Below are 26,212 nucleotides of genomic sequence, written 5' to 3'. Positions count from 1 at the left end.
GAAGTCCAATCTGGTGGAGGTGCAGGCGCGCGCTGGCGAGATCATCGCCCTCACCAACGAGGGGCTGGACCTGGCCGTGGAGCACCCCTGGACCCTGCCCAGGGCAGCCGGACCGCTGGCGGCCTTTGTCATTCTGCCCGCGTTGCAGCTTTTCGCCTATGAAATGGCCGATTATCTGGGCAAGGACGTGGACCAACCGCGCAACCTCGCCAAAAGCGTCACCGTTGAATAACCCCGCCGCCGGAGCGGCCGCGCACCTGCGACCGCTCCGGGACAGGCGGAAAAGCTGAGTTCCCCATGTCCAAAAGAGCCCTGCCCCGCAAACGCCCGGTACTGCTGCTGGTGACGCTGTTTCTGGTGCTGGGCTTTTTGGGCACCACCCTGGTGAGCTACCAAGTGTCGCGCAAGGCCATCCGCGAGTCCATCCTCACCCAGGAACTGCCCCTCACCTCGGACAACGTCTACTCCGAGATTCTGAAGGATCTTGTGCGTCCGCTGTTTGTGGGCTCCATGATGGCCAGCAACACCTTCCTGCGCGACTGGGTTCTGGAAGGCGAGCGCGACAAAAGCCAGCTCATGCGCTACCTCAGCGAGGTCATGGTCAGATACGGTGCCTTCACCAGCTTCTTCGTATCTGACAAATCACGCAATTATTACCACCCCTCAGGCGTGGTCAAACAGGTCAACCAGCTGGAGAACCGCGACGCCTGGTACTACCGCGTGCGCGCCATGCGCGACCCCTACGAGATCAACGTGGACCCGGATCTGGCCAACCGCGACCTCCTGACCATCTTCATCAACTACCGAGTGAACGACTTTGACGGAAACTTCATCGGCGCAACAGGCGTCGGGCTCACGGTCGACGCGGTTCGAACCGCAATCAGCCATCACCAGGAGCGCTTCGGGCGCCGCATCTCCTTCGTGGACCTGCAAGGACGCATCCTGCTCTCAGCCGACGACGCGGGTCAGAAGGAAAACAACATCCATTTCATAGAGGGCCTGCGCGAACTGGCGCCCACCATCCTGAGCCAGAAGACCGGCTCCTACGAGTACGAGCTGTACGGCAAGACGCGGTTGCTGAACGTGCGCTACATTCAGGAACTGAAATGGTTCCTCTTCGTGGAGAAGACGGAGGACAGCGCTCTGGTCGGCATTCGGCGCACGCTGTACGTGAACCTCGCCGTGTGCTTCGCCGTCACAATCCTCGTGGTGTGCATCACCGGCCTGGCCCTTACGCGCTATCAGAGGCGCATGGAGGAAATGGCCACCAGGGACAAGCTCACGGGACTTCTGAATCGGCAGACCCTGGACGTGCTGTTCCAGCAAGCCATCAGCCTGGCGTTGCGCGCCAACGAACCCCTGGTGGTGATCCTGGCCGATCTGGACCACTTTAAGGCCGTCAACGACAAGTACGGCCACATGGTGGGCGATCAGGTGCTTAAACTCACGGCAGCCAGCCTGCGGCAGCAGCTCCGCTCCTCGGACACGGTGTGCCGCTGGGGCGGCGAGGAGTTCCTGATGATCTTGAAAAACTGCGATGCCGACGCGGGTGCGGCCCTTTCCGAAAAGTTGCGCGCCGCCCTGGTGGACGACCCGGAACTTTCCGCCCTGGTGCCCGGAGGCATCTCGGCCAGCTTCGGCGTGACGCAGCTCATTCCAGGCGAATGTGTGGAAACCCTTGTTGGCCGAGCCGACACTGCGCTTTACGCGGCCAAGCAGGCGGGCCGGAACTGCGTGAAAACGGCCTAGGCCAGCCTACCCCGCAACCTGGCAATCCATCCACCAGCGCACGGAATTCACCAGCCACGCGCGCTCGGCCCGGAGCACATCCGCCGGGAGCAGCACCCGTTCGCGCACGATTCCGCGCTCCAGCAAACGCTCACGAAACACTCCAGGCAGGAGCCCGCACGAAAGCGGCGGCGTCACCAGCGCCCCATCCAGCAATACCACCAGCGAAGCCCGCGTGGATTCCGTCGCCTCGCCGCGCTCGTTCAGCAGCAGCACGTCGTCATACCCTGGACACGCGGACAAGGCGTCTTCGTACACGGCCCGGCGCGTGGTCTTGTGCGCCAGCAGTTCATTGGCGGACTGCACCCGCCCGGTCGCGAAGCAGGCGCGCACCTTGACCCTGCCGCCAGCTATGGGCGCGGCCTCGGCCTTGAGCGAACCGTCGCGCGCCAGCAGCAGCCGGGCCTTGCGACGCCCCGAAACATGCGTCTGGGCCAACACCTCCAGCACACGACGAACCTCGACCTCATCCAAGGGAAAACCGAAGTGCGCGGCGGAACGCCGGAGCCGGTCCAGGTGCCCTTCCAGCAGGGGAAAGCGCCCGCGCAACAACAAAAGCGACTCCAGCAGCTCGAAGTCCTGCTCCGGCGGCACGAGGAAGCGCATCTTGGTCTGAATTTCCGCGTACTCCGACTCAGCGGTGGAGTCATGGGTCACGCCCCCGCCGACGCCGAAGCGCGCCAGTCCTGTGTCGCTATCCAGCGCCAGTGTGCGGATGGGTACGCTGAAGACGCCGCGCAAGCCTCCCTCCTGGCTGGGTTCAAGGAGCCCGACGGCCCCGCAGTAAAGTCCGCGCGGGTGGGGCTCAAGCTCGCGGATAAGCTGCATGGTGCGCACCTTGGGCGCTCCGGTGACGGAACCGCAGGGAAAGAGCGCGGCCAGAACCTCAAAGAGCGTGACTCCAGGCCGAAGGCGCGCGCGCACATCCGAGGTCATCTGGAACACCGTGGGATAATCCTCGATGTGGAAAAGCCGGGGCACGCGCACGCTGCCCGCCAGGGCCACGCGGCCCAGGTCGCTGCGCAGGAGGTCCACGATCATGACGTTCTCGGCGCGGTTCTTGGGACAGCGGGCAAGCTCCTCGCGCAGCTCCAGGTCCTGCGAGGCATCGCCGCCGCGCGGGGCCGTGCCCTTCATGGGCCGGGCCAGCACCCCGCCGTCCCCTTGCAACCGAAAGAACAGCTCCGGCGATACGGACAGAACCTGGTGCCGCCCCAGGTCCAGCCAGGCGCAGAAGCCCGCAGTCTGGGCGCTGGCAAGGTCCGCGAACCAGGCGCGCGCGTCGCCGGCCCAGGCGCATTCGAAAGGAACGGTGTAGTTGGCCTGATAGGTTTCGCCGTCGCTGATCCAGTCTTGGAGGCGGGCGAAGCCTTCGGCGTACTGTCGGGGCGGAACCAAAGCCCGCCAGGGCCCGTGGTGGCATGAGGAAGCCGGAGCGGCTGGCGCGGTCGCCAGGGGTTCGACATGGCTGGAGGCCCAGGCCAGGGGCAGGCCCTCCTGGGGCGGGTGGACGCAAAGGGCGGCGTCAAAGGCGGGTGCAGCCTCAAAGGCCAGGGCGAGCACAACCCAGCGGCCCGCACGGGCCTGCGCCTCGGCCCAGGCCACAACCTGCGCCACCTCTGACAAGCCCCAGGCCTGCCGGCTGTCCAGGGGCGCGCCGAAGAAAAGCCTGCGGCCCCAGCCGCCGCCATCCGCAGATGCGTCCAGAAACTCGGCGGTCACGCCTGTCAGATCCGTTGCTTCCATGCGCCCCGCTCTACCGCCCTGAGAGGCTCAGGGCAAGTCCCGGCGCTAACGTTCGCTCACTTGAAGAATGCGGATGGCCTGCGCCGCAGCCTGCTCGACAACATCCAGGCAATGCCCCTTGGCACCGCTCAGGCCGAAGTTCTTGCGGCCCTCGTCCGTGCCCAGATGGCAGCCGCAGATGCGCGTGCACGAAAGGTCGCCGAAGCGCGCCAGAAAGAACTCGCGGAATTCCTGAACCGGCGCGTAGGTGTCGTCAAGGTCGTCCGAACCGTTCTCGCGGCCCAGGGCCAGCCCAAGGGCCATGACCCCGCCGGTCCAGGCCCCGCAGGGACCGTCGGTGCGCGAAAGCCCGCTGCAAAACCCTGTGGCCACGCGCGGCACCAGGGGCGAATCCACGCCCAGCCCCTCTGCTGCGGCCTGAAACACGGACTCGGCGCACAGCAGGTTGGGAGCCTCGCTGAAAAGCTGGCGCGCGCGCCTGCCCACGGCAAGCGGGTCGGCGACAGCCGGACGAATGGAAAGCACAGGCCGCTTGGCGCTGGCCGCAAAGATGGAGATCTCCGCGTGGTCCCTTGCGTCGCAGGAATCCGCACAGCAGCTCTCGCCGCAGCAGTCCGCACTGACGGAGACAAGGCCAGCGGCCTCAAGCCAGGCGATGACTGCCTCGCGCTGGAAGCCGGGCCAGCGGTCGTGGTGCTCAACCAGAAGAAATTGGTGTGCATGCGCGTCCAGGTCGGTGATCACCAGCCGCCCGCCAGGACGAAGAATACGCGCCATTTCGGCGATGGCCCGGGACGGATCGTCCACGTGGTGCAGGAACATATTGGCGAACACAAAATCCACGGAGGCGTCGGGAACCGGCAGCCTTTCGGCCCCGCCCTCCAGCGCCGTCAAACGGCCCGCCTGCCATTCCGGGTCGAATTTGGCCCGCAGTTCGGCCAGCATGGCGGCAGATTGGTCCACGGCGAAAACCGCAAGTCCCGCGTCGAGCAGGGCCTGGCTCACAAAGCCCGTGCCTGCGCCAAGGTCGGCGGCTGTCTTGCCAGCGCCCTGCCTGCCGCGTATCCCGGCCAGGGCCAGGGCCTTCACACGTACTGCCTCAGGGAAAAATCCAGAGCGCAGCTGGTCCCACTGCACAGCCACCTTGGCGAAATAATCCGTACTGGACATAAGCGGCCTCCTGTCTGCGGACTTTAGCCGGAGGAGTCCCGGCCCGAAACCACAAGGTGCCAGATGCCAAGGTAAAGTGTCTAATGGGAATGTCTGAAGCCGATGTTCCGTTTTGCTTATGGCGTGAAGAACAGGGGGCAGCCAAGAAGGGCAAGGGCGCAAGGGATGTCCTCCCTTGACTGCCGGGCCGGAAAAATGGCACGAAAAAAGCCCCGGCATGCCGGGGCTCTCTCGTTTCGCAAGGCGTTGGTTGAGCGGGCTTTAGGCTGCGGCCTCGGTGGGCACGCGGCGAACGGCTGGCTTCACCACCGAGCCGCTGCGGATGCAGCGGGTGCAGGCGCGGACGTACTTGACTTCGCCAGAGGGAAGAACGGCCTTGGTGCGCTGCAGGTTAGGCAGGAAACGACGCCGGGTACGGTTGTTGGCATGGCTCACGTTGTTGCCGGAGCTGGGGTGCTTGCCGCAGATATCGCAGGTCTTGGACATATTGGAATCCTCCTGAAACATTCTCTGTGCTGGTGGATGCGGCAAAGTCCGCATCATGGCTGAAACCGGGCTCCCGGCCTCAAGGAAGAGGACTTTTAGCCTCGGACCAGAAAAAACGCAAGTGCTTTTTTCTTGACAAACAAAAAGCCGCCCGTATAGAGATGCGGCCTGCGAGGCAGCATGAGCGAACTATGGATTGCACTACAGGACATCCCGGCCGAGGGCCGGGAATTTCATTTCACGGACCAGTCCTTATGGACCGGGCCGATGAACGAATTCAGCGTGCCCGCCAAGGTGGGGCGCGAATTCGAGGCCAGCATGCTCATCATCCCCCAGGATGACGGGTACTTGGTGAGCGGAAGCTTCCAGGGCTCCATCCTGCTTCCCTGCGGCCGCTGCATCGAAGAATTCGAACTGCCCGTCGAAGGCGAGTTCGACAGCTTCGAGGAGCACGCAAAGGCTGGCGAGGTTCTGGAGGATGAATGCCGACTGCGCATGACTGCGGGACAGCCCGAGTTCGACGCGGCTGGCTTTCTTTGGGAGCAGTACCTGCTGGCCCTGCCGGAGAACCCCGTGTGCTCCGAGGACTGCAAGGGCCTGTGCCCCAATTGCGGCATCAACAGGAATCAGGGCTCTTGCGCCTGCGCCCGCGAAGAGGGCGATCCAAGGCTTGCGGTCCTGCGCAACTTGAAGTTATCATAAACACCAGCGCACCCCGGAGCCCCCTCCGGCGCGTTCCATAAGAACAAAGGAGAGCCATCATGGCCTTACCGAAGAAAAAGACCTCCAGATCCCGCAGAAACATGCGCCGTTCCCACGACCACGTGGCTGTTCCCAATGTCGTGCTGTGCAAGTGCGGCGAGCCCGTGCTTTCCCATTGCGCGTGCAATGCGTGCGGGAACTACAAAGACCGCCAGGCCCTGACGCCCGCGAATGCTTGATAAGGCGCCCCGCATAGCCGTTGACGCGATGGGGGGCGACATAGGCCCCAGGGTCAACGTCCCTGCTGCCGTGCAGGCCGCCCGCGAAGGCATCCACATCACCCTTGTGGGCGATGAGGAAGTCCTTCGCGGCGAGCTTGCGCGCCTTGAAGACGTCTCCGAGCTTCCCATCACCATCCACCACGCCTCACAGGTGGTGGACATGAAGGAGAAGCCCGCTGACGTACTGCGCCGCAAGAAGGACTCCTCGATCCAGGTGGCGTGCCAGCTGGTCAAGAATGGCCTTGCCGACGGCGTGGTCAGTGCGGGCAACTCCGGGGCCTCCGTGGCCTGCGGCATGTTCGTGCTTGGCCGCATCAAGGGCGTCGAACGCCCGGCCCTGGCCACCATCATGCCCACGGAGAAAGAGCCGGTGGTCCTTCTCGACGTCGGCGCCAACGTCGACTCCAAGCCCTTCCACCTGGCCCAGTTCGGCATCATGGGCGATGTCCTCGCCCGCGACGTGCTGGGCGTGGACCATCCGCGCGTGGGGCTTCTGTCCATTGGCGAAGAAGAGGGCAAGGGCAACATCATGGTCAAGGAGGCCTACGACCTCCTGAAAATGACCTCGCTGAACTTCGTGGGCAACGTGGAAGGCCGCGACATCTTCACCGGCGACCTTGACGTGGCCGTGTGCGACGGCTTTGTCGGCAACATCTGCCTCAAGCTCTCCGAAGGGCTGGCCCGCAGCTTTGGCCGCGTGCTCAAACGCGAGCTCAAGCGCCACATGCTTTCCCGCATGGGGGCCGCCCTGTCCATGCGCTCCCTCAAGAACTTTGCCAAGATGATGGACTACGCCGAGTATGGCGGAGCGCCGCTTCTGGGCCTCAAGAGCATTCTCATCGTCTGCCACGGATCGAGCAACGTGAAAGCCGTGGCCAACGCCACGCGCATGGCCGCGACCTTTGTGGAAAAGAAATCTCATGAGCACTTGGCCGCCGAACTTTCCGCCCACGCCGAGCTGGCCCAGTTCGGCAGGAATAGGGCTTGACATGAGCCCGGAGCGTCTCGCTCCCGGCCAGGCCAATACGCAAACCACGCTGGCAACCGCTGGCACTAGCTTCAACAGAGCATACCCATGAACACATCCTGCATCATCCGCGGACTGGGTCACTGTGCGCCGGACAGCGTGATAACCAACGCCGATCTCGAACGCATGGTCGAGACCAACGACGAATGGATCGTCAGCCGCACCGGAATCCGCGAGCGGCGCGTAGCCCTGAATGGCGAAACCTGCGTCGACCTCTGTTTCAGCGCCGCCAAGGCCGCCCTGGAAAAGGCCGGAATGCAGGCCGAGGAACTGACCCACATCATTGTGGCCACCTTCACGCCCGATGCCTTCATCCCCTCCTCCGCCTGCACGCTCTCGCACCGCCTGGGCATAAGCGGCCGCATGGCCATGGACGTTTCCGCCGCCTGCTCCGGCTTTCTCTACGCGCTGGAAACCGCGCGGAGCATCCTGGCCCTGCACCCAGAGGCCAAGGTTCTCGTGGCCGCCTGCGACATCGTCTCCTCCCGCGTGGACTACACCGACCGCGGCACCTGCATCCTTTTCGGAGACGGCGCGGGCGCGGTTGTTCTGTCGAGCGGAACGCCGGGCGCCTCAGACGCGCAGGTACTGGACGTGCTGGTGTCCTCCGATGGCGCCATGGGCGACCTCTTGACCGTCAAGGGCGGCGGTTCAGGCACGCCATACAAGTTGGGCGACGCCATCCGCCGGGACTTCTTCGTGGAGATGAATGGCCGCGAGGTCTACAAACACGCCGTGCGCTCCATGAGCTCCGTCTGCGGCGAGATTCTCGAGAAGCACGGGTACACCAAGGACGACGTGGACGTGTTCATCCCGCACCAGGCCAACCTGCGCATTGTCGAGGCCGTGGGCAAGCGGCTGGATATCCCCGAATCCAAGGTGTTCACCAATCTTCAGAAGTACGGCAACACCTCTGCCGCTTCGGTGCCGCTGGCTCTTTCCGAGGCCGTGGCGGCCGGGGTTGTCAAGCCCGGCCACCTCGTGCTCCTGGGCACTTTCGGCGGCGGCTTCACCTGGGGCTCCAGCCTTCTCAGGTTCTAGAACGGTAAGAGCGGGTTTGCAGTCTGGCGGAAATTCGGGTACTGCACGGAAACCATGCTGGTTGTAAACCAGACCGGAAGAGAGGAAACCAAATGAGCGACATGTCCAGGGTTGCACTGGTGACAGGCGGATCGCGCGGCATTGGCCGCGCCTGTGCAGAACGTCTCGCCAAAGACGGTTTCGAGGTCTACCTGACCTACGTGAGTCGGCCCGAAGAAGCCGAAAAGACAGTCTCTGCCATCACTGACGCTGGGGGAGAGGCCAAGGCCTTCTGCCTCGACGCCTCGAACCGGCAGGCTGTTTGCGCCTTTTTCGCCGAGGAGATCAAAGACAAGGTGAGCCTTGAGGTGCTGGTCAACAACGCCGGCATCACCAAAGACGCCCTGCTCATCCGCATGAAGGATGAGGACTGGGACCGCGTCATCCAGGTGAACCTTACCGGAGCCTTCGCCTGCCTTCGCGAGGCCGCAAAAATCATGGCCAAGCAGCGCGTGGGCCGCATAATCAACATTTCTTCCGTTGTGGCGCAGATGGGCAACGCCGGACAGGCCAACTACGTCGCCGCCAAGGCGGGCTTGATCGGGCTCACCAAAAGCGCAGCGCGCGAACTTTCGGGCCGCGGCGTCACCGTCAACGCCATCACCCCGGGCTTCATCCAGACCGACATGACCTCGGTTTTGTCTGAAGCCATTGTCGCTAAGATGCTGGAAAGCATTCCCCTTGGCCGCCTGGGCGTGCCCGAGGACATTGCCGCCGCCGTCTCGTACCTCGCTGGTCCGGGCGCAGGCTATGTCACCGGACAGGTTCTTGCCGTCAACGGCGGAATGTATATGTAACTAAATTGTCACGTTAAACCACCTTTTGGAGGAAATATGTCCGTAGCCGAAAAAGTCAAAGCCATTGTCGTTGAGCAGCTGGGCGTGTCCGCCGATGAAGTGAAGCCCGAGGCCTCCTTTGTTGAAGATCTGGGCGCCGACTCCCTGGACCTCACCGAGCTGATCATGGCCATGGAAGAGTCCTTTGACATCGAGATCGACGACGAAGAGGCTCAGAAGATCCTCAAGGTCAAGGACGCCATCGAATACATTGAGAAGCACACCTAAGACGAGCCACACGGCTCTTCTTGCATAAGACTTTCTCGGAGCGCCCTGCCTGCGTTGGGCTGCGGGGCGCTCCGTCATTTTCCTCGCACGGGCTGCCCCCGAAAACGGATATGTCTGCATGAACAGGGTTGTCGTCACGGCTGTGGCCGCCATCACCCCCCTTGGCAACGATATCGAGTCGAGCTGGGAGAACCTGCTGGCCGGGAAATCCGGCATAGCCAAACTCACCAGCTTCGACACCACCGGCCATGACACAAGCATCGCCGGCGAGGTCAAGGGCTTTGATCCGACCAAGTACATTAATGCCAAGGCCGCGCGACGCATGGAGAAGTTTACCCAGTATGCGGTGAGCGCCTCCAAGATGCTCATGGACCAGGCTGGCTGGAAGATCCCTGCAGAAGAAGCGCACCGCGCTGGCGTCATCATCGGCGTCGGCCTGGGCGGACTCGACGGCATCGAGCACCAGCACCAAAAGCTCATCGATGCCGGTCCAGGCCGCATCACCCCGTTCTTCATCCCCACCATCATCGCCAACATGGCGGCTGGAATGGTGTCCATTGAGCACGGGGCTCGCGGCGCGAACATCTGCACCACCACGGCCTGCGCCTCCGGCACCCACGCCATCGGCAGCGCTTTCTCTGAAATCAAGCTGGGCCGCAACGACGTCATGATCTGCGGCGGCTCGGAATCCACCATCACGCCCCTGGCCTTTGCCGGTTTCAACGCCATGAAGGCGCTTTCCACCCGCAACGACGACCCGGAGCACGCCTCCCGCCCCTTTGACAAGGAGCGCGACGGCTTCGTCATGGGCGAGGGCTGCGGCCTGCTGCTGCTGGAGAGCCTGGACCACGCGAGAGCGCGCGGCGCCAAGATCCTGGCGGAAGTTGTGGGCTGCGGCGCTTCCGGCGACGCCTACCACATGACCGCTCCGCCCGAAGACGGTTCCGGCGCGGCCATAGCCATGCAAAAGGCCATCGAGGAAGCGGGCATCGCCCCAAGCGCTGTGGACCACATCAACGCCCACGGCACCTCCACCTACTTGAACGACCTGTGCGAAACGCGGGCCATCAAGAGCGTGTTCGGCGCCCATGCCAAGAACATAGTCATCTGCGGCAACAAGGGTCAGATCGGCCACCTGCTCGGCGCAGCCGGCGGGGTCGAGGCAGTGTTCAGCGTCATGACGCTCGCAACCGGCATCATCCCCGGCACGGTGAACCAGACCAGCCCGGACCCCGAGTGCGACCTGGACTACTGCGCGGACGGACCAAGGAAGAAGCAGGCCGAATACGCCCTGTCCAACTCCTTCGGTTTCGGCTGCACCAACGGCTGCATGCTCTTCAAACGCTTCACAGACTAGCGGACTTTCACGCCAACGCAACCATCAGGCATAATCAGCCACACGAGGACGCACCATGGAAGAACTCTTCATCCAAGACCCGGAAATCGCCGCCGCCATCGCCGGAGAAATTGACCGCCAGGTGGGCGGGCTTGAGCTCATCGCCTCGGAGAACTTCGTCTCCACCGCCGTGCGCCAGGCCGCAGGCAGCGTGATGACCAACAAGTACGCCGAAGGCTACCCCGGCAAGCGTTATTACGGCGGCTGCGAATTCGTGGACCAGGCTGAAGAGCTCGCCATCGAGCGCGCCAAGCAGATCTTCGGAGCGGGCTACGCCAACGTGCAGCCGCACTCCGGCTCCCAGGCCAACATGGCCGTGTACTTCGCCGCCTGCAAGCCCGGCGACACCGTGCTGGGCATGAACCTGGCCCACGGCGGACACCTGACCCACGGCAGCCCGGTGAACTTCTCCGGCAAGCTCTACAATATCGTCTCCTACGGCGTGTCCCAGGACACCCAGACCATCGACTACGAGGCTCTGGAAAAGACCGCCAAGGAGTGCAAGCCCAAGATGATCGTGGCCGGCGCCAGCGCCTACCCCCGCATCATCGACTTTGCGCGCTTCCGCAAAATCGCCGATGAAGTGGGCGCGGTGCTCATGGTCGACATGGCCCACATCGCGGGCCTCATCGCCGCAGAGCTGCACCCCTCCTGCATCGAACACGCGCACTACACCACCACCACCACGCACAAGACCATGCGCGGCCCCCGCGGCGGCATGATCCTGGCTGGCGAGGAAATGGGCAAGTCGCTCAATTCCAACATCTTCCCCGGCATCCAGGGCGGACCGCTGATGCACATCATCGCCGCCAAGGCCGTGGCCTTCGGCGAAGCGCTGCAGCCAGGATTCAAGCAGTACCAGGAGCAGGTCGTCCAGAACGCCGGCGCCCTGGCCGGGTTCCTGAAAGACGCCGGATTCGACCTGGTCTCCGGCGGCACGGACAACCACCTCATGCTGGTGGACCTGCGCAGCAAGAAGATCACCGGAAAGGACGCCCAGGCCGCGCTGGAGAAGGCTGGCATCACCGTGAACAAGAACGGCATTCCGTTCGACACCACGCCGCCCACCATCACCTCGGGCATCCGTATCGGCACGCCGGCCCTCACCACACGCGGCATGGTCGAAGAAGACATGCTGGCCGTGGCCGAGGCCATCACCGCCGCGCTGGAGAACATGGACAACGACTCCGTGCTGGAGGAAATCCGCCTCGAGGTGGAGGACTTCGCCCGCGAGTTCCCGCTCTACGCCTGGTAAAACGCCCTTAAGGCCGCCCGGATCTCAAGCTTGAAGCCGAGGTCCGGGCGGCGTATCCCTAGGCTTCGGGAGGCCCACATGAGCGAACGCGTCCCCTGGCCCATTTATTTCATGCGCATCGCCCACCTTGTGGCGGAACGCTCCACCTGCCTGCGCCGCATGGTTGGCGCCGTGGCCGTGCGCGACAAACGCATGATCGCCACAGGCTACAACGGCACCCCCACAAACGTGCCCCACTGCCGCGAGGTGGGCTGCATCCGCGAGCGCCTGGGCATCCCCTCGGGCCAGCGCCACGAGCTTTGCCGGGGCCTGCACGCGGAGCAGAACGTCATCATCCAGTGCGCGCTGCACGGGCTCTCCCTCGCCGGTGCAGAGATCTACTGCACCACCGAGCCCTGCCTCATCTGCACCAAGATGCTCATCAACTGCCAGGTCAAGGCCATCTATTTCGCCGAGTCGTATCCCGACGACTTGGCCAACGCCATGCTTAAGGAAGCGGGGGTGGAACATGCCCACATGCCTGGAGACTACAAGTCCACTTGATTTGTTCATGCGCCGCGCGGCTGAACTGGCCCTGCGCGGGCGCGGAGCAACGGCCCCCAACCCCTGCGTGGGCGCGGTGCTGGTCAAGGACGGCGCCGTGGTGGCCGAGGGCTGGCACAAGACCCACGGCGGCCCCCACGCGGAAGTCGAATGCCTGGCCGATGCGGCGTCCAAGGGCATCGACGCCGCCGCCTGCACGCTTTTCGTGACCCTGGAGCCCTGCAACCATCAGGGGAAGACCCCGCCCTGCACCCAGGCCGTGTTGAAGGCCGGGGTGAAGCGCGTTGTGATCGGCTGCGGCGACCCCAACCAGGATGTGACCGGAGGCGGAGTGGAAGCCCTGCGCGCCGCCGGAGTGGACGTCACGGTGGGCGTTGAGGAAGCGCTCTGCCGCGACCTCATCGACGAGTTCATCACCTGGAAGACCACCAGCCGCACATACAACATTCTCAAGATGGCCAGCACCATCGACGGGAAGATCGCCGCGCGCGGCGGCAGGCCCCAGTCCGTCAGCGGGCCGCAGTCGCAGCAGGACGTGCACCGGCTGCGCTCCCAGGTGCAGGCCGTCATCGTGGGCGGCAACACCTTCTACGGCGACAACCCGCAGCTCACCTGCCGCCTGGAGACTGAGACGCCCGGCCTGCCCCAAGGCGTCTGCCAGCCCCTGGCGGTCATCGTCACCAGCAAGCTGCCAAAGGCCTATTCTAACTACACAATTTTACGACAGAGACCACAACAGGCCGTGTTCTGGACCAGCGAATACTCGGCCAAGACGCCCCTTGCCGATGAACTGCGTGAACGCGGCACGCACATCTGGGGGCTTCCCGAGCTTTCCGGCTCCACAGGCCACGGGCTGAACTTCGCCCCGGCCTTTGAGCGCCTGCGCCAAGAGCTTTCGGCCCACATCACCCTGTGCGAAGGCGGCGGCCACCTGGCCTTGAGCCTGTGCAGGCAAGGGCTGGTGGACGAGTTCGTGCTTTACCTGGCCCCGCGCGTGCTGGGCGACGCCGAAGGCAAGAGCCTGTTCGCGGGCGAGGCGGTGCAGACCATGGAGCAGGCCCTGCCCTTCCGCTTGGCGCACACGGTCTCCTGCGGGGAAGACCTGAAACTTACCTACAAGCCCCGTCGCAAATAGGAGGGGAAGCTGATGTTCACTGGATTGGTGCAGGGCATGGGCCGCGTGGAAGCCGTAGAGGCCCGCGGCGCGGAGACGCGCCTGCGCATACGCGCCCTGTTCGACTTGAAGAATATCGTGCTCGGCGAATCCATCGCCGTCAACGGAACCTGCCTGACTGTGGAGACCGCAGGAGACGGCTGGTACACGGCCTACGCCAGCGCAGAGACCCTGCGCCACACCAACCTGGGCGGACTCAAAAGCGGCAGCGTGGTCAACCTGGAGCGCGCCCTGGCCCTGGGCGACCGCCTGGGAGGCCACTTGGTGAGCGGCCACGTGGACTGCCTGGCCACCGTTGCCGAGGTGAAGCCCGCGGGCGAAAGCCGCGTGTACACCCTGAACTTTCCGGCGGAGCACGGCGCGTTCGTCATCCAGAAAGGCTCGGTGACCCTCGACGGCATCAGCCTGACCGTAAACGACTGCGGCCCGGACTTCCTCTCGGTGAACATCATCCCCAGCACCCAGCGCGACACCACCATTTCCGGCTGGACACCTGGCACAAGCGTGAACATGGAGACGGACCTCATCGGCAAATACGTGCGCAACATGCTTGGCGCATGGATGGGTTCGGGCAATGGCGTGGGCAAACCCTCCTCCAAGCTCAGCATGGATTTCCTCAAAGATCACGGGTTCTAGACAACAACAGCCTGGAGGACCGCATGCCGCGACGCCTCACCGCCCTCGCACTGCTGCTTCTGCTGGCCGCCTGCGCCAGCGCCCAGGGACTGCGGCCCGGAGCCGATGGCGCTCCCCCTTCAGGCGGCATGACCATGCTCTACCCCCAGAAACCCGAAGCCGTGCTTGAAGCGGCTATCCGAAGCCTGCCGCAAATCGGGCTGCACGTGGTGGAGGTCGACGCTGGCGGCAAGTACCTCCTGGCCGAGCGCGGGGTCAACGCCATGAGCAACGGCGAGAACGTGGGCGTATACCTTGCGCCTTCCGGAACCGGCACCAGCGTCACCGTGCTCTCACGCCGCAAGACTGCCACCAACATCGGGGCCAAGGACTTCACCATGCCCGTGCACATGCAGCTGGGCGCCACACTGGGCCGCCTGGGCCAGCCCAATCAGGCAGGACAGCCGGCGCTGCCGCGCTACTAGCTGACCGAGCCAGACGAGGAGCGAATCCCCGTCCGGCTCAACGCCAGACCCGCCGCCAAAGCCAAGCCAGCCCTGCCATCAGCCACAGCCGCCCATGCGCCTGTGAACGCCCTACGCCGCTGACTCCGCGCACGGACCGGCGGCCTCCCAGCCCTCCATGCAGGCGTCCATGCGCGCAAGGGCCGTGGCATCGGCCTCGAAGGCCAGCACCTCAAGCACATCGTACAGCTTGCGCACCTGGCGGATCATCTGCTCCAGCCGCTCGTCGCGCTTGACCACCAGCCAGATGCGGCTGGTGGTGCCGTCCTCCTGTGGAGTACACAGAATGCCCTCGACGTTGAAGGCCCGGCGCGCAAACAGCCCGCACACGTGGGTCATGACGCCAGGGTGGTTGTTCACGGTGAGCCGCAGGGCCATGAGGTTCTGTTCATTCTTAGGCATGTGTCCGTCCTCCATCTTTGGCATTGCCGCCTTTGCTGGCTTCGCAGGCCGCCGGGGCGTCCTGGCAGATCATGTCGGTGTTGGCGCCGCCCGGGGGCACCATGGGATACACGTTTTCCGCCGCCTGCACAGGCACGCGCACCAGGCACGGCCCCTCGCACTTCAGGGCGCGCTCAAGGGCGGCCATCGGGTCGCGGCTCTCGGAGAGTTCCACGGCGCGAACGCCGAATCCCTCGGCAATCTTGATGAAGTCTATGTGGTTCCGATAGGTTGAGGCAAAGATGCGCCGCCCGTAAAACAGGTCCTGCTGCTGCTGCACCAGTCCCAGGCCTCCGTTGTCCGCCAGCACGATGGTGACATTGGCCCCGGTTTCCGCCGCCGTGGCCAGTTCCTGAATGTTCATCTGCAGGGAGCCGTCGCCTGTGAAGCAGACCACGCGCCTGCCCGGATTGGCCAGGGCCGCGCCGATGGCCGTGGGCAGGCCGAAGCCCATGGTGCCCAGCCCGCCGGAGGTCAGCCAGGCCCGGGGCTTCAGGTCCGGGTACGCCTGGGCCGCGCGCATCTGATGCTGGCCCACGTCCGTGGCGACAATGGCCCCGTCGCCCAGAATCTCGCCAGTGCAGCGCACCAGCCCATAGGGCGTCAGCGGATTTCCTGCGCCGGGCAGCTCCTGCGGATTCTCGACCTTGCAAAAGGCCACGCGCTCAAGCCAACCCGCCCTGTCTGCACAGCTCTTCTGCACGCCAACCAAGGGCATGAGAGCCGCAAGCGCCGCGCCCACATCCGCCCGGATGGCCAGATGCGTGGCCTTGAGCTTGTCCAGCTCGCTCTGGTCGATGTCCAGGTGCAGCAGCTTGGCGCCCGGGCAGAACTGCTCCAGGCGGCCCGTGGCGCGGTCGTCCAGTCGCGCGCCCGCAACCATGAGCAGATCGCACTCGTGCATCAGGATATTGGCCGCCCGCGTGCCGTGCATGCCCAGCATGCCCAGATTCAGGGGGTGGGCATCGGGCAATATGCCAAGGCCGAGCAGCGACATGGTCACAGGCAGGCTGGCGGCCTCAGCAAAGGCGCGGGCCACGTTTGCCGCTCCCGATGCCGCCACTCCGCCGCCCAGCATCAATATGGGCCGACGGCTCTCGGCCAGCATTCGCGCGGCCAGGCCAAGGGACTCCTGGTCCGGGGCCTCTACCGGGTCCGGGCCGCCAGGCTCCGGGAGCTCGGTGATCTCGATGCGCGCGGTCTGCACATCCTTGGGAATGTCCACCAGCACCGGGCCGGGCCGACCAGAGGACGCGATGCGGAAGGCCTCCGGAATGACGCGCAGCAGATCTTCCACGCTGCGCACCAGGAAATTGTGTTTGGTCACCGGGATGGACATGCCGTAGATGTCCACCTCCTGGAAGGCGTCGGTGCCGATCATGCTGCTGGGCACCTGCCCGGTGATGCAGATTATGGGCACGGAATCGAGCTTGGCGTCGGCGATGGCCGTGAGGGTGTTGGTGGCGCCCGGACCGGAAGTGGCGAAAAATACTGCCGGACTGCCCGTGGTGCGAGCCATGCCCTGGGCCATGAAACCTGCGCCCTGCTCGTGGCGGGCCAGCACGTGGCGGATGATCGTGCTTTTGGAAAGCGCGTCGTACAGGGGCAGGTTGGCCCCGCCCGGGATGCCGGGGATGATGTCGATGCCCTGCCGCTCAAGCAGGCGGATGGTGAGTTCCGCGCCCGACATGGTGATCGGTTTCGCCTGTGGTTTGGTCTGCATGAGACACCTCCTGAAGGTGCCCCTGAGCGCGGTCGGCTGGCTTGGTTCTCCCCTTGGGGCGGCCCGTGTGGACCGGGAGAACGAAAAACCCCCGCCGACTCGCGCCGGCGGGGGTTTGGGTTTCCTGTAAGAAGAATCCTGCCCGCTACGACGCGCTGTCGCCTACTACGCCTACTACTACGACGACGCGAACGTCGGCGCAGGAGGCCAGGGCGGCTAGGGCCAGGGCGGATGCGGCGGCGATTCGGTTCATTTCGTATGGGCTCGCAGGTTGCGGGGTTATTGACTGTTTTGTTGCTTACGCCCAAATCGCGCAGGAGGTCAAGCCCCTCCCAAGGGCTTTAAAAACTATCGCGCCCGGCGCTCCAGAATCATTTCGCGCACCTGGTTGGTGAGGCCGCCGAATTCCGGCTTGGTTATCTGGGCGTCGGCCCCAACGCTCTGGCCCTTGTGCAGCAGTCCCTGGGAGATGAGCGAGGAGAAGAGGATCACAGGCAGCGCGCTCAAATCTTTGTCGGTCTTGATGTTCTTGGTCAGAGTGTAGCCGTCCATGCGCGGCATCTCCACATCGGAGACAACGGCGTCCAGAAGCTGCGTCAGGGGGGTGTTGGTTTTGGCAGCCTCGGCCTTCAGGGCCAGCAGATGGTTCCAGGCGTCCTCGCCGTTGTTCTTCACGTCAACGGTGAACCCGGCGCCCTCGAAGTTGCGGCGCAAAAGAAAACGCACCGAAGTGGAGTCGTCCACCAGCAGCACGCGCAGGGGCGAATCGGTGGCGGGAACTGGCGCGTGCTCGGGCTCGGTGGTGTCCAGGGCGTTCAGCTCCACCAGGGCGCGCTCCAGGTCGAGCAGAAGCGCAAAGTGCTCGCCCAGGCGCACGGTGCCGGTGATGCAGTTGCCGGGCAGATCGGAAAGGTAGCGGCTGGGCGGCTCCACGTCGCTCCAGCTCACGCGGTGGATCATGGTCACGCCGGACACAAGGAAGCCGGTGCGCACGCCGTTGAACTCCGTCACCAGGATGGGCTCGTGATGATTCTCAACGCGATCCACGCCCAGCCACACGGCAAGATCAACCACGGGCAGGACCATGTCGCGCAGGGGAATGACGCCGAGATAGCTGGGATGCTCCGCCGAGGTGGCGGGCTCCAGGTACTCTGGAGCTTCGATGATCTCCAGCACCTTGGCCACGTTGACGCCAAAAAAGGCGTTGACGTTTGCTCCGTCCGCGCCCCTCTCGGTAATGAAGAGCTCGATGATCTCAAGCTCGTTGGTGCCGGTTTCCAGCAGAATGTTGGTCTGATTCATGCTTCACCGTCCCAGGTGTGGCCGTTGCCGCAGCGTCCGCCCGGTTCGCTAGGTGGAAAGCGAGGCAGCACTGTTCTGGCTTCCTGGCAGGGCCAGGTATTCCCATTGCAGGGGCTCTTCATGCTTCACGCTGCGCACAAGCGCCGCGCCCAGCACTTCATCCCAGTGCACCGGGGAGATGCCGTCCAGGGGACTCCGGGTGGTCAGGTCCGCCGGGGTCAAAACGTGCCCGGCGGGCAGATCGCGCGAGAAGACCATGCACTTGCGCAGCTTCTTGGCCGCGGCCTGCTCTTCCGGGAAGACCTTCTTGCCCTTCAGGATCATGCAGGCTTCCACCTCGCGGATCATGCGCACCAGCAGGGCCAGCTCCGCAGGCTCAAGAGACGCCTTGTGGTCGGTCCCAACCTGGCTCTTATCCAAGGTGAAGTGGCGTTCCACAACGCAGGCGCCCAGGGCCACAGAGGCTACGCTGGGGGCCAGGCCGCGCTCGTGCCCGGAGTAGCCCACCGGAAGATTGTAACGCTCGCGCAGGGAATCCATCACCGGCAGGCCGATCTGGTCCTCCACGCAGGGATAGGAGCTGTTGCAATGCAGGAGCACCAGATTGTCGTGGCGGGCGCGGATGATGTTCACTGCGGTGTCCACTTCCTCCAGGCTGCTCATTCCCGTGGAGAGGATCACCGGCAGGCCGCTGTCGGCCACCTTGCGCACCAGAGGCACGTTGACCACGTCGGCGGAGCAGATCTTGATGACCTGCATGTCCAGGGCCAGCATCTCCTCAAGGCTCACTTCATCCCAGGCCGAAGCAAAGAACACCAGGCCCAGGGATTCGGCCAGGGTCTTGAGCTCGGCCATTTCCTCGGCGGAAAGCTCCAGCGCCATGCGATGCGCGCCGTAGGTGGGGCCGAAGCTGTTGGCCCCGGTGTACGGGGCCTCGCGCCCGGCGCGGGTCAGCAGGGATTCCATGTGCCGTTTCTGAAACTTCACGGCCTGGACCCCGGCCTTGGCGGCCTCTTGGACCATGAGCCGGGCCTGCGCCATGTCGCCCTGGTGGTTGTTGCCCACCTCGGCCACAATGAAGCAGGGCTGTCCTTGGCCAATCTTCTGGCCGGAGGAAAGCGTAATGGAGGTGACGTGCGCCATGCTCACAACCTCACGGTCTCGAGCCCTCTCTTGGCGGAGACAGGCTGCAGTTGCTGATGAATTTCGTCCTGGCGGCCAAAAGAGGTGATGACCACGGCTTGGCAATCCACATGCTCAAGCACCAGAGGCGAAGAAATAACGTAGCCGTGGAACAGCGCGCCGTGCTTTTCCACATCGTTGTCCACCACGGCCACCACATGGAAGCCGGTGTCGCGCAGTGCGGAAAGCACAACTTCGCAGGTTTCGGAGGCCCCGAACAAGGCGATCTTCTTGCGCCCCCGAACCTCCAGGCTCTTCAACTTGGAGATGATGAAGTCCTTGATGTTGGTGTAAAGGCGGATGGTTTCGCTCGAATAGTCGCTGAACATCTGCCTGCGGCTTTTCTCGCCGCCGCTGGTAAGCACGTAGCGGTAGCTTTTGCCGTTCACCGGCCGGTACTCTATGAGGTTCTGTTCCTGCAGGAGCTTCAGGTACTGGTTGACCATGGCTCCGCTGAGCTTGAGCCGTCTGCCCAGTTCAAACTGGGACAGCGCCGAGTCCTGGGACAGCGAGTCCAGAATGGCCAGCACCCTGGTCTCTTTGCTGGGCTTGATGTATTTTCCGTCTGAAAGCAGCATGTTCATTCACTCGGTGGTTGATGCGTCCTGAATATTTGCTGGCCTGCGGGGCCGATATCGGGCGGAAGGGTCTTCCGCACCGTGGCCTCGCCTAGAGGAATGCAAATTTCGGGCAAAAAACCTGCGAATCATTCACTCGATCAATAATATTTTCTGAAAAGCTGTGCCCTGATTATTCGCTGAATAGCTCAACAGCCCAATAGCTGTCAAGGTCCAGCCATATTCAAGGAATATTCGACAACCACGAGAAAGAGCCTCGCCAATGGCCGAATCATTCGTAGACACAACAAACCATCTGCGTCAAAAGAACGTCTCCACGGCGGCGGAAGCCGAGCAGGCTCCCCTATTCATTTCCCTTGCCACCTTGTTGGCGCGCAACTATAGTCCACCGGCGCTTTTAGCCCCACGACTCTCCAAGAGGTTGGACCATGCCCGAGATTGACCGCCCCTGGCTCACGCATTACGATCAAAATGTCCCGAGTTCTCCGCACCTTGCTGTGAAGCCGGTGTTTGAGCTCCTCGACGAGGCCGCTTCGCGTTGGCCGGACCGTCCAGCCATTGTTTTCCAAAACACCAGCATCACCTATGCCAAACTACGAAAACTCTCTTCGTTAGTGGCGGCAAACCTGCGCAAGCACGGTCTCAAGCGCGGCGACCGCGTGGCCATCATGCTGCCCAACACCCCCCAGACGGTCATCGCCTACTGGGGCGTTCTGCGCGCGGGCGGCACTGTGGTGTTCACCAACCCGCTTTACATGGAGACGGAGATCGTCCACCAGTTCAAGGACTCCGGCGCGCGCTTCCTCATCACCATAGACATCCTGTGGAACAAGATCGAGCCGCTGCGCGCGCAGCTGGGCATAGAGAAGTATTTTGTCACCAGCATTGCCGACGCCCTGCGTTTCCCCTTGAGCATGCTGTACAAGCTGCGCGCCTGGCGCGAGGGCCAAAACAGCAAGGTGCCCTTCGACTCCGAGACGGTTCACACCTGGAGTTCCCTTCTGGGCGGAATGTCCACCTATACTGTCGAGGGCATCATCCCCGGGAAGGACCTGGCGCTCCTGCAGTACACCGGCGGCACCACGGGCCTGGCCAAGGGCTGCATGATCACCCACGCCAGCCTCTGCGCAAACGCCCTGCAATGCACGGCGATGCTGCCGGGCATGGGCGAAAACCGCGAACTGTTCCTGGGCGTGCTGCCCTACTTCCACATTTACGGCCTCACCGTGTGTCTGAATTTATGCACGGCGCTGGGCGCCACGCAGATCCCCTTCCCCCGCTATATGCCCGGAGACGTGCTCAAAACCATCCACAAGGAGCGCCCCACGGTGTTCCCCGGTGCGCCCTCAGTCTACATCTCGCTATTGCAGCAAAAAAACGTGGGCAGCTACGACCTGTCCTCCATCCGCTTCTGCGTGTCGGGCTCGGCCCCCATGCCTGTAGAGTGGTTCGAGCAGTTCAAAACCGCAACAGGCGCGAGCATTTGCGAGGGCTACGGCCTGTCTGAGGCCAGCCCGGTGACGCACATAAATCCTGTGCAAGGCGTGGCCAAGCACGGGTCCATCGGCCTGCCCGTTCCTGGCACCGACGCCAAAATCGTGGACATGGACCTGGGCGGCCCGCCGCTTCCTCCAGGCAAGCTGGGGGAACTGGCCGTTCGCGGCCCGCAGGTCATGGCCGGGTACTTCAACAAACCTGACGAAACCGCCGACGTTCTGCGCAACGGCTGGCTCTACACCGGCGACATCGCCTACATGGACGAGGACGGCTACTTCTTCATCGTAGACCGCAAGAAAGACCTCATCATCAGCGCTGGTTACAACATCTACCCGCGCGAAATCGACGAGGTTCTGCACGCGCACCCCAAGGTGCAGGAGGCCGTGGCCGTTGGCATCCCCTGCGACGCGCGCGGCGAGGTGGTCAAGGTGTTCGTGGTGGCAAAGCCCGGCGAAAAACCCACCAAGGCCGAGATCATCGCCTTCTGCCGCCAGAAGCTGGCTGCATACAAAGTGCCGCGCCATGTGGAGTTCCGCGAGAGCCTGCCCAAAACCATGGTCGGCAAGGTGCTGCGCCGGGCCCTGCGCGCAGAAGAAGCCGAACGCACCAAGGCCTGCAGCGCCGCGCCCGTGGTGGACACCACCAGCTCGGACGCCTGAGCCGCCCAACCCAATGCAAAAGAAAAGGCCCCGCCGCAAGACGGGGCCTTCTTTTTTGCCGGGCCGCCCCCCTATGGGACGCGCTTGCCCAGGATGCGCTGCACGGCCTGAGCCGGAACATATGTCCTGCCCGTGTCCGGCGCGTGGATCACCAGCCCTTCCAGGTGCAGCTCACGACCATCCATGCGCAGCAGGTTCGTGTTCACCGGGAGCTCGGCCCTGCGCCCCTGGTGCTCGATACGCAGCACGGGCGCGTTCTTGTCCGTCTCGTCAAGCCGCACGCTGCCCGGAGGGAATGCCAAAGCGGCATCCACAAAGAGCCTGCGGTTCAACGCCGCCAGATCTATGCCCAGGGCCTTGGCCGTGGCCTGCCCAAATTCAAATCCGGCGATGAGCCCCTTGGGGCCGCCTGGGCCGTAGGCAAACATGGGGACATCGCCGCCGGTGTGGCCATGCGTGGTCCAGCCAAGCACGGTGTACCGGGGGCAGAGTATCTGGCCCAGGGCGTAGTAAGGCTCCTCCGGATACGCGGCGGCGGCTTCAAGAACCAGCTTGGCTTCCTCGGCAGTGATGCTGAGCCCCCAGTCTTCGCGCACAACCGCCTGGAGCCGCTCCGGAGTCTGGTCCTTGCCCAGCCGCGCCCACAATGCCGCGGCAGAGGCGCGCATCTTGCGCAGGGGCTCCAGCAGGTCCTCCACGGAAGTCTGCGTGTAGCTCTTGTTGGTGCGCATGTTGCCGATGCTCATGCCTCCGGTGTTGTGGTCAGAGACCACAAGCACCAGGGTGTCCTTGCGCTTTTTGGCGTAGTCCAGGGCCGTCTGCACCGCACGGTCAAAGGCCAAAAGATCGGAAATCAGGTGCGCCGGATCATTGGCGTGATCGGCCCAGTCCACCTGGCTGCCCTCAACCATCAGGAAAAAGCCCTTGGGATTCTTTGACAGCACGGCGATGGCCTTGGCGGTCATCTCCGCCAGGGCTGGCTCCTGCGGGGCCAGGGCCGCGCGATCCAGATCCGGGGCCATGTGCCCGCCCGCGAACAGGCCGAAGATCTTTGGTCCCTTGGCGGCGCCCAGCTCCTTGGCCGTGGTGGGCAATTCATACCCCCGCTCCCGCAGCACGGCGGCCAGGTCCTGGCCGTCCTCGCGCAGCCCGCCCGCGTGCTTGGGGGTGAGATATCCGCGCCCGCCGCCCAGAACCACGTCGATGCCCTGATGCACGCCCTGCTTCATTATGGTGGATTCAAGGGTGCGGCTGGGAACGTGGGCGTAGAACGCCGCCGGAGTGGCGTGCCACACCCCGGCAGTGGCCACGATGCCCGTGGACCGGCCCTGCACGCGCGCGCCCTCAAGCACGGTGGCGAGCGGCCTGTAGCGCAGTTCCTCCGGAGGGGAAGGCTCGCTCGACAACACCTTGGCCCTGGGGCCGACGCTTATGAACTTGTCCGAGGTGCGCGTTCCCGTGGCGTAGGCCGAGCCGGACGGGGCCGAGTCAGCCACGACGGAATCGCTGATGTGCGTGCGCACCATGCCGGTCAGAATGGCGTCCTGGGCCAGGGGCGCGCCCTTGAACCAGCGCGCCAGGGTATACTGCTCCGCGCCAGTGCCATCGGCGATGAGCACAATGACATTTTTCGCCGCGCCCGCAGCCAGGGCCGATTGGCAGAAGAACAAGAGCAAAAGCAGGCTGAAGACGCCAATGCTGGCGCGGGGTCGGTGTGCTGAAAGACGCATGTGCCCTCCGGCTTTGGAGCTGTTTTTGGTCCCATGAAGAAAAGGGGCGCTTTCCCCTGCCGCAAAAATTGGATAATTACGCCGCGCAACAATTCTGCTGCGGCTGTCTGGCTCGCGCTCAACATCATTACCATTTGTTGAGCCGTGCGCAAGTTGTCACACAAGCGCCCTGCCCGCGTCACCGCCATATGCCAGGGTGCGCATCGAGGCCAGCGCTTCCGCAGAAAGCTCATCGGCGCCTGACGCTGCCCCAGGAGGTTACGCCCTTGATTCGTGTACCCCACGCCAACACGCCCGCACCCAGCCGGAAACCCGCCGCGACCGGGAACGCCGCCCCGGCAAAGCTTCTGTACACCGCACTGCGGCACAAGCATGGACTGTCCCATGAAGAGGCCACCCGCCACCTGCGCGAAGCCTTGAAAAGCTATTTCCGCACGACCTGAAGCTCAGCCTGGTGCGCCGCCGGGCGCAAAAAAAGGCGGCCCCCGCCTGCGCGGAAGCCGCCCGTACCGGGCTGAAACGATTCAGGCTACTGCGAAATGATGGTGGCCTTCTTGATGATTACGGGCTGGGTGGGCACATCGTCGAACATGCCCTTGCGACCGGTCTGCACGCCCTTGATCTCGTCCACCACGCGCTTGCCTTCAACCACTTCGCCGAACACGGCGTAACCCCAGCCCTCGTCGCTCTTGTTGCGATGGTCCAGGAAGCGGTTTTCCTTCACGTTGATGTAGAACTGGGCGGCTGCGGAATTCGGGTCCGATGTGCGGGCCATGGCCACGGTGTACAGCGAATTCTTGAGCCCGTTGTCGGCCTCATTCTTGATGGGACGTCCAGTGGGCTTTTCCTTCATGTTAACGTCGAAGCCGCCGCCCTGGATCATGAAGCCATTGATGACGCGATGAAAAATGGTGCCGTCGTAATGGCCGTTCTTCACGTGGGCCAAAAAGCTGGCCACGGAAAGCGGCGCTTTGTCTTTGTTGAGCTGAAGGACGATATCGCCCTTGCTGGTCTCAAGCTTCACCAGGACTTTGCCGCCCTGCGCGGGAGTGGAGGACGCGTTCTGGGCCAGACCGGGCACGGCCAGGGCCAGCACGAGGCCCAGAGCCAGAATCAGACGAAAAAAGCGCTGCATCGTGAGGTCTCCTTGTTTCGCGGATTGGAAGCGGATGTTCACAGGCCGAACGCGGACCATGCCCGCACGGTGCCAAGGGCTTTAGCAGACGAGCCCACGCAGGGCAATCACCACAGCCTGCGCCCAGCACTGCGTGTTGTCAGTCCCGCCACGATGGGCTAACATGAAAGGAAGCCCCTCAGACCCGGAGGCACACCATGCTCAATCCCACGTCTCGCGCCCATCGCGCCGCTGTCTTTGCACCCTTGGCCCTGTTTTTGTTCGTCGCCCTGTTTTTATGCGTTTTGCCTTCACAGGCCCTCGCCTCTCAGGCTGTGGCCGAGTCCGCGGCAAGCAGCACCGAATCTGCAGCGCCTGAACGGGGTCTGTCGCCCGCCCCGGTGCGCTACCTGCTGGTGAAGGCTCTGGGCCAGGGAGCCACAACGCATGAAGCAGAGGACCAGGCGGTGCACAACGCCCGAAGCCTGGCCGCCAAGCACCTCGCCAGCCTTGGCGGAGCCCATGACCTGGCGCCCGCTCCAGAAGGCCAGCGCGTTGTGAATCTCAAGCATTTTCCGGGCATGGGCTTTGGCGCTGCACGAGCTGTGGTGTTGATGGAGCTGCGTCTTCGCGGCCATGCTGATTCCCTGCCTGCTGACGCCAAGCTTCTGACCCTTCGCGCCAGCGCCTTCGACGGCGTGCTGACCCTGGAGGCCAACCGCCCCTGCGAGGCAGTTGCCGCCTATGCCCCAACCACGGGCGCTGATCCGGAGTTCCTGCCAGCTGGGGTGCAGGTCTTTCGCCTCACCCCCGGCAAGAGCGTGAAGCAGACGCTGCCCGCAGGAGTTTCCAGCCTGTCCGTCCTGGCCTGCACCGGCGGGCTCACCATTCCAGCCAACCCGGCCAGCCTGGACGAGGCCTTCACCAAGGCCCGCGCCGGTCGGCCCCGGCCCTCGCAGCTGGAGGGCGTGGTTTCCGACTGCGTGGAACAGCGCATTTCTCCTGCCATTGGCGGCGCGCGTGCCATGCGCCTCAAAAGCTCCGAACCCCCGGTGAACATGACCGGCGCAGCCGGGCGCGAGGGCGGACTGCCCGTTCCCCCAAAGCCTGCGCCCTAAGACCTCAAGGAGAGTAG

26 protein-coding genes and 1 pseudogene are annotated in these 26,212 nt (G+C 63.9%); 17 read left to right on the top strand and 10 right to left on the bottom strand.

What is annotated here, in order from left to right; genetic code table 11:
* Both Q8O35_RS05520 and Q8O35_RS05515 read left to right on the top strand, forming a co-directional pair.
* Positions 1–232, top strand: a pseudogene (locus Q8O35_RS05520) (glutamine--fructose-6-phosphate aminotransferase); the annotation flags it as partial.
* 65 nt (positions 233–297) lie between these two features.
* Positions 298–1,749 (top strand): sensor domain-containing diguanylate cyclase, encoded by a 1,452-nt coding sequence (locus Q8O35_RS05515; protein ID WP_305571476.1) that lies wholly within the window; start codon positions 298–300, stop codon positions 1,747–1,749.
* 6 nt (positions 1,750–1,755) lie between these two features.
* Here Q8O35_RS05515 and pabB read toward each other — a convergent pair whose 3' ends face one another.
* From pabB to rpmB, 3 genes are all read right to left on the bottom strand, one after another.
* On the bottom strand, positions 1,756–3,534 hold the full coding sequence (pabB, locus tag Q8O35_RS05510) for an aminodeoxychorismate synthase component I (protein ID WP_305571474.1): 1,779 nt from the start codon (positions 3,532–3,534) through the stop codon (positions 1,756–1,758).
* Between the two features lie 45 nt (positions 3,535–3,579).
* The gene (locus tag Q8O35_RS05505; protein WP_305571472.1) at positions 3,580–4,704 is read right to left on the bottom strand and encodes a C-GCAxxG-C-C family (seleno)protein; all 1,125 of its coding nucleotides are present in this window, start codon (positions 4,702–4,704) and stop codon (positions 3,580–3,582) included.
* A 261-nt stretch (positions 4,705–4,965) separates the two neighbouring features.
* Positions 4,966–5,190 carry a 50S ribosomal protein L28 gene (gene rpmB, locus Q8O35_RS05500; protein ID WP_305571470.1) on the bottom strand — a complete coding sequence of 75 codons (225 nt, stop codon included), beginning with the start codon at positions 5,188–5,190 and terminating at the stop codon, positions 4,966–4,968.
* A 180-nt stretch (positions 5,191–5,370) separates the two neighbouring features.
* Between rpmB and Q8O35_RS05495 the strand changes: the two genes are divergently transcribed.
* The 12 genes from Q8O35_RS05495 (at position 5,371) to Q8O35_RS05440 (ending at position 14,812) form a co-directional block, all read left to right on the top strand.
* Positions 5,371–5,892, top strand: a complete 522-nt coding sequence (locus Q8O35_RS05495; RefSeq protein ID WP_305571468.1) for a DUF177 domain-containing protein — start codon at positions 5,371–5,373, stop codon at positions 5,890–5,892.
* A gap of 59 nt (positions 5,893–5,951) precedes the next feature.
* Positions 5,952–6,131 carry a 50S ribosomal protein L32 gene (rpmF, locus tag Q8O35_RS05490; protein ID WP_305571466.1) on the top strand — a complete coding sequence of 60 codons (180 nt, stop codon included), beginning with the start codon at positions 5,952–5,954 and terminating at the stop codon, positions 6,129–6,131.
* On the top strand, positions 6,124–7,161 hold the full coding sequence (gene plsX / locus Q8O35_RS05485; RefSeq protein WP_305571464.1) for a phosphate acyltransferase PlsX: 1,038 nt from the start codon (positions 6,124–6,126) through the stop codon (positions 7,159–7,161). Before rpmF ends, plsX begins: the two co-directional genes overlap by 8 nt.
* Positions 7,162–7,248: 87 nt before the next feature.
* Positions 7,249–8,241: a beta-ketoacyl-ACP synthase III gene (locus tag Q8O35_RS05480; RefSeq protein ID WP_305571462.1), complete on the top strand. Its 993-nt coding sequence runs from the start codon at positions 7,249–7,251 to the stop codon at positions 8,239–8,241.
* Between the two features lie 92 nt (positions 8,242–8,333).
* The gene (gene fabG / locus Q8O35_RS05475; RefSeq protein WP_305571460.1) at positions 8,334–9,077 is read left to right on the top strand and encodes a 3-oxoacyl-[acyl-carrier-protein] reductase; all 744 of its coding nucleotides are present in this window, start codon (positions 8,334–8,336) and stop codon (positions 9,075–9,077) included.
* Positions 9,078–9,113: 36 nt separating this feature from the next.
* Positions 9,114–9,344: an acyl carrier protein gene (gene acpP, locus Q8O35_RS05470; protein WP_305571458.1), complete on the top strand. Its 231-nt coding sequence runs from the start codon at positions 9,114–9,116 to the stop codon at positions 9,342–9,344.
* 118 nt (positions 9,345–9,462) lie between these two features.
* Complete coding sequence (gene fabF, locus Q8O35_RS05465; protein ID WP_305571456.1) at positions 9,463–10,701, top strand: beta-ketoacyl-ACP synthase II; 1,239 nt, start codon at positions 9,463–9,465, stop codon at positions 10,699–10,701.
* Between the two features lie 55 nt (positions 10,702–10,756).
* On the top strand, positions 10,757–11,995 hold the full coding sequence (gene glyA, locus Q8O35_RS05460) for a serine hydroxymethyltransferase (protein WP_305571454.1): 1,239 nt from the start codon (positions 10,757–10,759) through the stop codon (positions 11,993–11,995).
* Positions 11,996–12,073: 78 nt separating this feature from the next.
* Positions 12,074–12,538 carry a cytidine/deoxycytidylate deaminase family protein gene (locus Q8O35_RS05455; RefSeq protein ID WP_305571452.1) on the top strand — a complete coding sequence of 155 codons (465 nt, stop codon included), beginning with the start codon at positions 12,074–12,076 and terminating at the stop codon, positions 12,536–12,538.
* Positions 12,504–13,673 (top strand): bifunctional diaminohydroxyphosphoribosylaminopyrimidine deaminase/5-amino-6-(5-phosphoribosylamino)uracil reductase RibD, encoded by a 1,170-nt coding sequence (gene ribD / locus Q8O35_RS05450; protein ID WP_305571450.1) that lies wholly within the window; start codon positions 12,504–12,506, stop codon positions 13,671–13,673. Before Q8O35_RS05455 ends, ribD begins: the two co-directional genes overlap by 35 nt.
* A 12-nt stretch (positions 13,674–13,685) precedes the next feature.
* Complete coding sequence (locus tag Q8O35_RS05445) at positions 13,686–14,348, top strand: riboflavin synthase (RefSeq protein ID WP_305571448.1); 663 nt, start codon at positions 13,686–13,688, stop codon at positions 14,346–14,348.
* A gap of 23 nt (positions 14,349–14,371) precedes the next feature.
* Positions 14,372–14,812 (top strand): hypothetical protein, encoded by a 441-nt coding sequence (locus tag Q8O35_RS05440; protein ID WP_305571446.1) that lies wholly within the window; start codon positions 14,372–14,374, stop codon positions 14,810–14,812.
* A gap of 111 nt (positions 14,813–14,923) precedes the next feature.
* Here the strand turns inward: Q8O35_RS05440 and ilvN are convergent, their stop codons facing one another.
* The 5 genes from ilvN to Q8O35_RS05415 form a co-directional block, all read right to left on the bottom strand.
* A complete protein-coding gene (gene ilvN / locus Q8O35_RS05435) occupies positions 14,924–15,253 on the bottom strand; it encodes an acetolactate synthase small subunit (protein ID WP_305571444.1) in 330 nt (109 codons plus the stop codon).
* Positions 15,246–17,015, bottom strand: coding sequence for an acetolactate synthase large subunit (gene ilvB / locus Q8O35_RS05430; protein ID WP_305571442.1), 1,770 nt, complete (start codon positions 17,013–17,015; stop codon positions 15,246–15,248). The genes ilvN and ilvB overlap by 8 nt, the downstream gene beginning before the upstream one ends.
* A gap of 348 nt (positions 17,016–17,363) precedes the next feature.
* A complete protein-coding gene (locus Q8O35_RS05425; RefSeq protein WP_305571440.1) occupies positions 17,364–18,317 on the bottom strand; it encodes a chemotaxis protein in 954 nt (317 codons plus the stop codon).
* A 48-nt stretch (positions 18,318–18,365) separates the two neighbouring features.
* Positions 18,366–19,460, bottom strand: coding sequence for an N-acetylneuraminate synthase family protein (locus Q8O35_RS05420; protein ID WP_305571438.1), 1,095 nt, complete (start codon positions 19,458–19,460; stop codon positions 18,366–18,368).
* Between the two features lie 2 nt (positions 19,461–19,462).
* Positions 19,463–20,083, bottom strand: coding sequence for a winged helix-turn-helix transcriptional regulator (locus tag Q8O35_RS05415; RefSeq protein ID WP_305571436.1), 621 nt, complete (start codon positions 20,081–20,083; stop codon positions 19,463–19,465).
* Positions 20,084–20,505: 422 nt separating this feature from the next.
* On the opposite strand from Q8O35_RS05415, the gene Q8O35_RS05410 reads away from it, so the two are divergent.
* Entirely contained in the window at positions 20,506–22,233 is a 1,728-nt protein-coding gene (locus Q8O35_RS05410; RefSeq protein ID WP_305571434.1) for a long-chain fatty acid--CoA ligase, read from the top strand.
* A gap of 71 nt (positions 22,234–22,304) precedes the next feature.
* Here Q8O35_RS05410 and Q8O35_RS05405 read toward each other — a convergent pair whose 3' ends face one another.
* The gene (locus Q8O35_RS05405; RefSeq protein WP_305571432.1) at positions 22,305–23,963 is read right to left on the bottom strand and encodes an alkaline phosphatase; all 1,659 of its coding nucleotides are present in this window, start codon (positions 23,961–23,963) and stop codon (positions 22,305–22,307) included.
* Between the two features lie 266 nt (positions 23,964–24,229).
* Between Q8O35_RS05405 and Q8O35_RS05400 the strand changes: the two genes are divergently transcribed.
* Positions 24,230–24,406, top strand: coding sequence for a hypothetical protein (locus Q8O35_RS05400; protein WP_305571430.1), 177 nt, complete (start codon positions 24,230–24,232; stop codon positions 24,404–24,406).
* A gap of 86 nt (positions 24,407–24,492) precedes the next feature.
* Here the strand turns inward: Q8O35_RS05400 and Q8O35_RS05395 are convergent, their stop codons facing one another.
* On the bottom strand, positions 24,493–25,098 hold the full coding sequence (locus tag Q8O35_RS05395) for a peptidylprolyl isomerase (protein ID WP_371133098.1): 606 nt from the start codon (positions 25,096–25,098) through the stop codon (positions 24,493–24,495).
* A 197-nt stretch (positions 25,099–25,295) separates the two neighbouring features.
* Here Q8O35_RS05395 and Q8O35_RS05390 point away from each other — a divergent pair, with 197 nt between their 5' ends.
* Entirely contained in the window at positions 25,296–26,195 is a 900-nt protein-coding gene (locus tag Q8O35_RS05390) for a hypothetical protein (RefSeq protein WP_305571427.1), read from the top strand.
* Positions 26,196–26,212: the final 17 nt, after the last annotated feature.

Source organism: Humidesulfovibrio sp. (genome assembly GCF_030689645.1).
Classification (GTDB): domain Bacteria; phylum Desulfobacterota; class Desulfovibrionia; order Desulfovibrionales; family Desulfovibrionaceae; genus Humidesulfovibrio.
The sequence above is the reverse complement of the archived record's forward strand: the minus strand, read 5'-3'. Positions and strand labels throughout refer to the sequence as shown.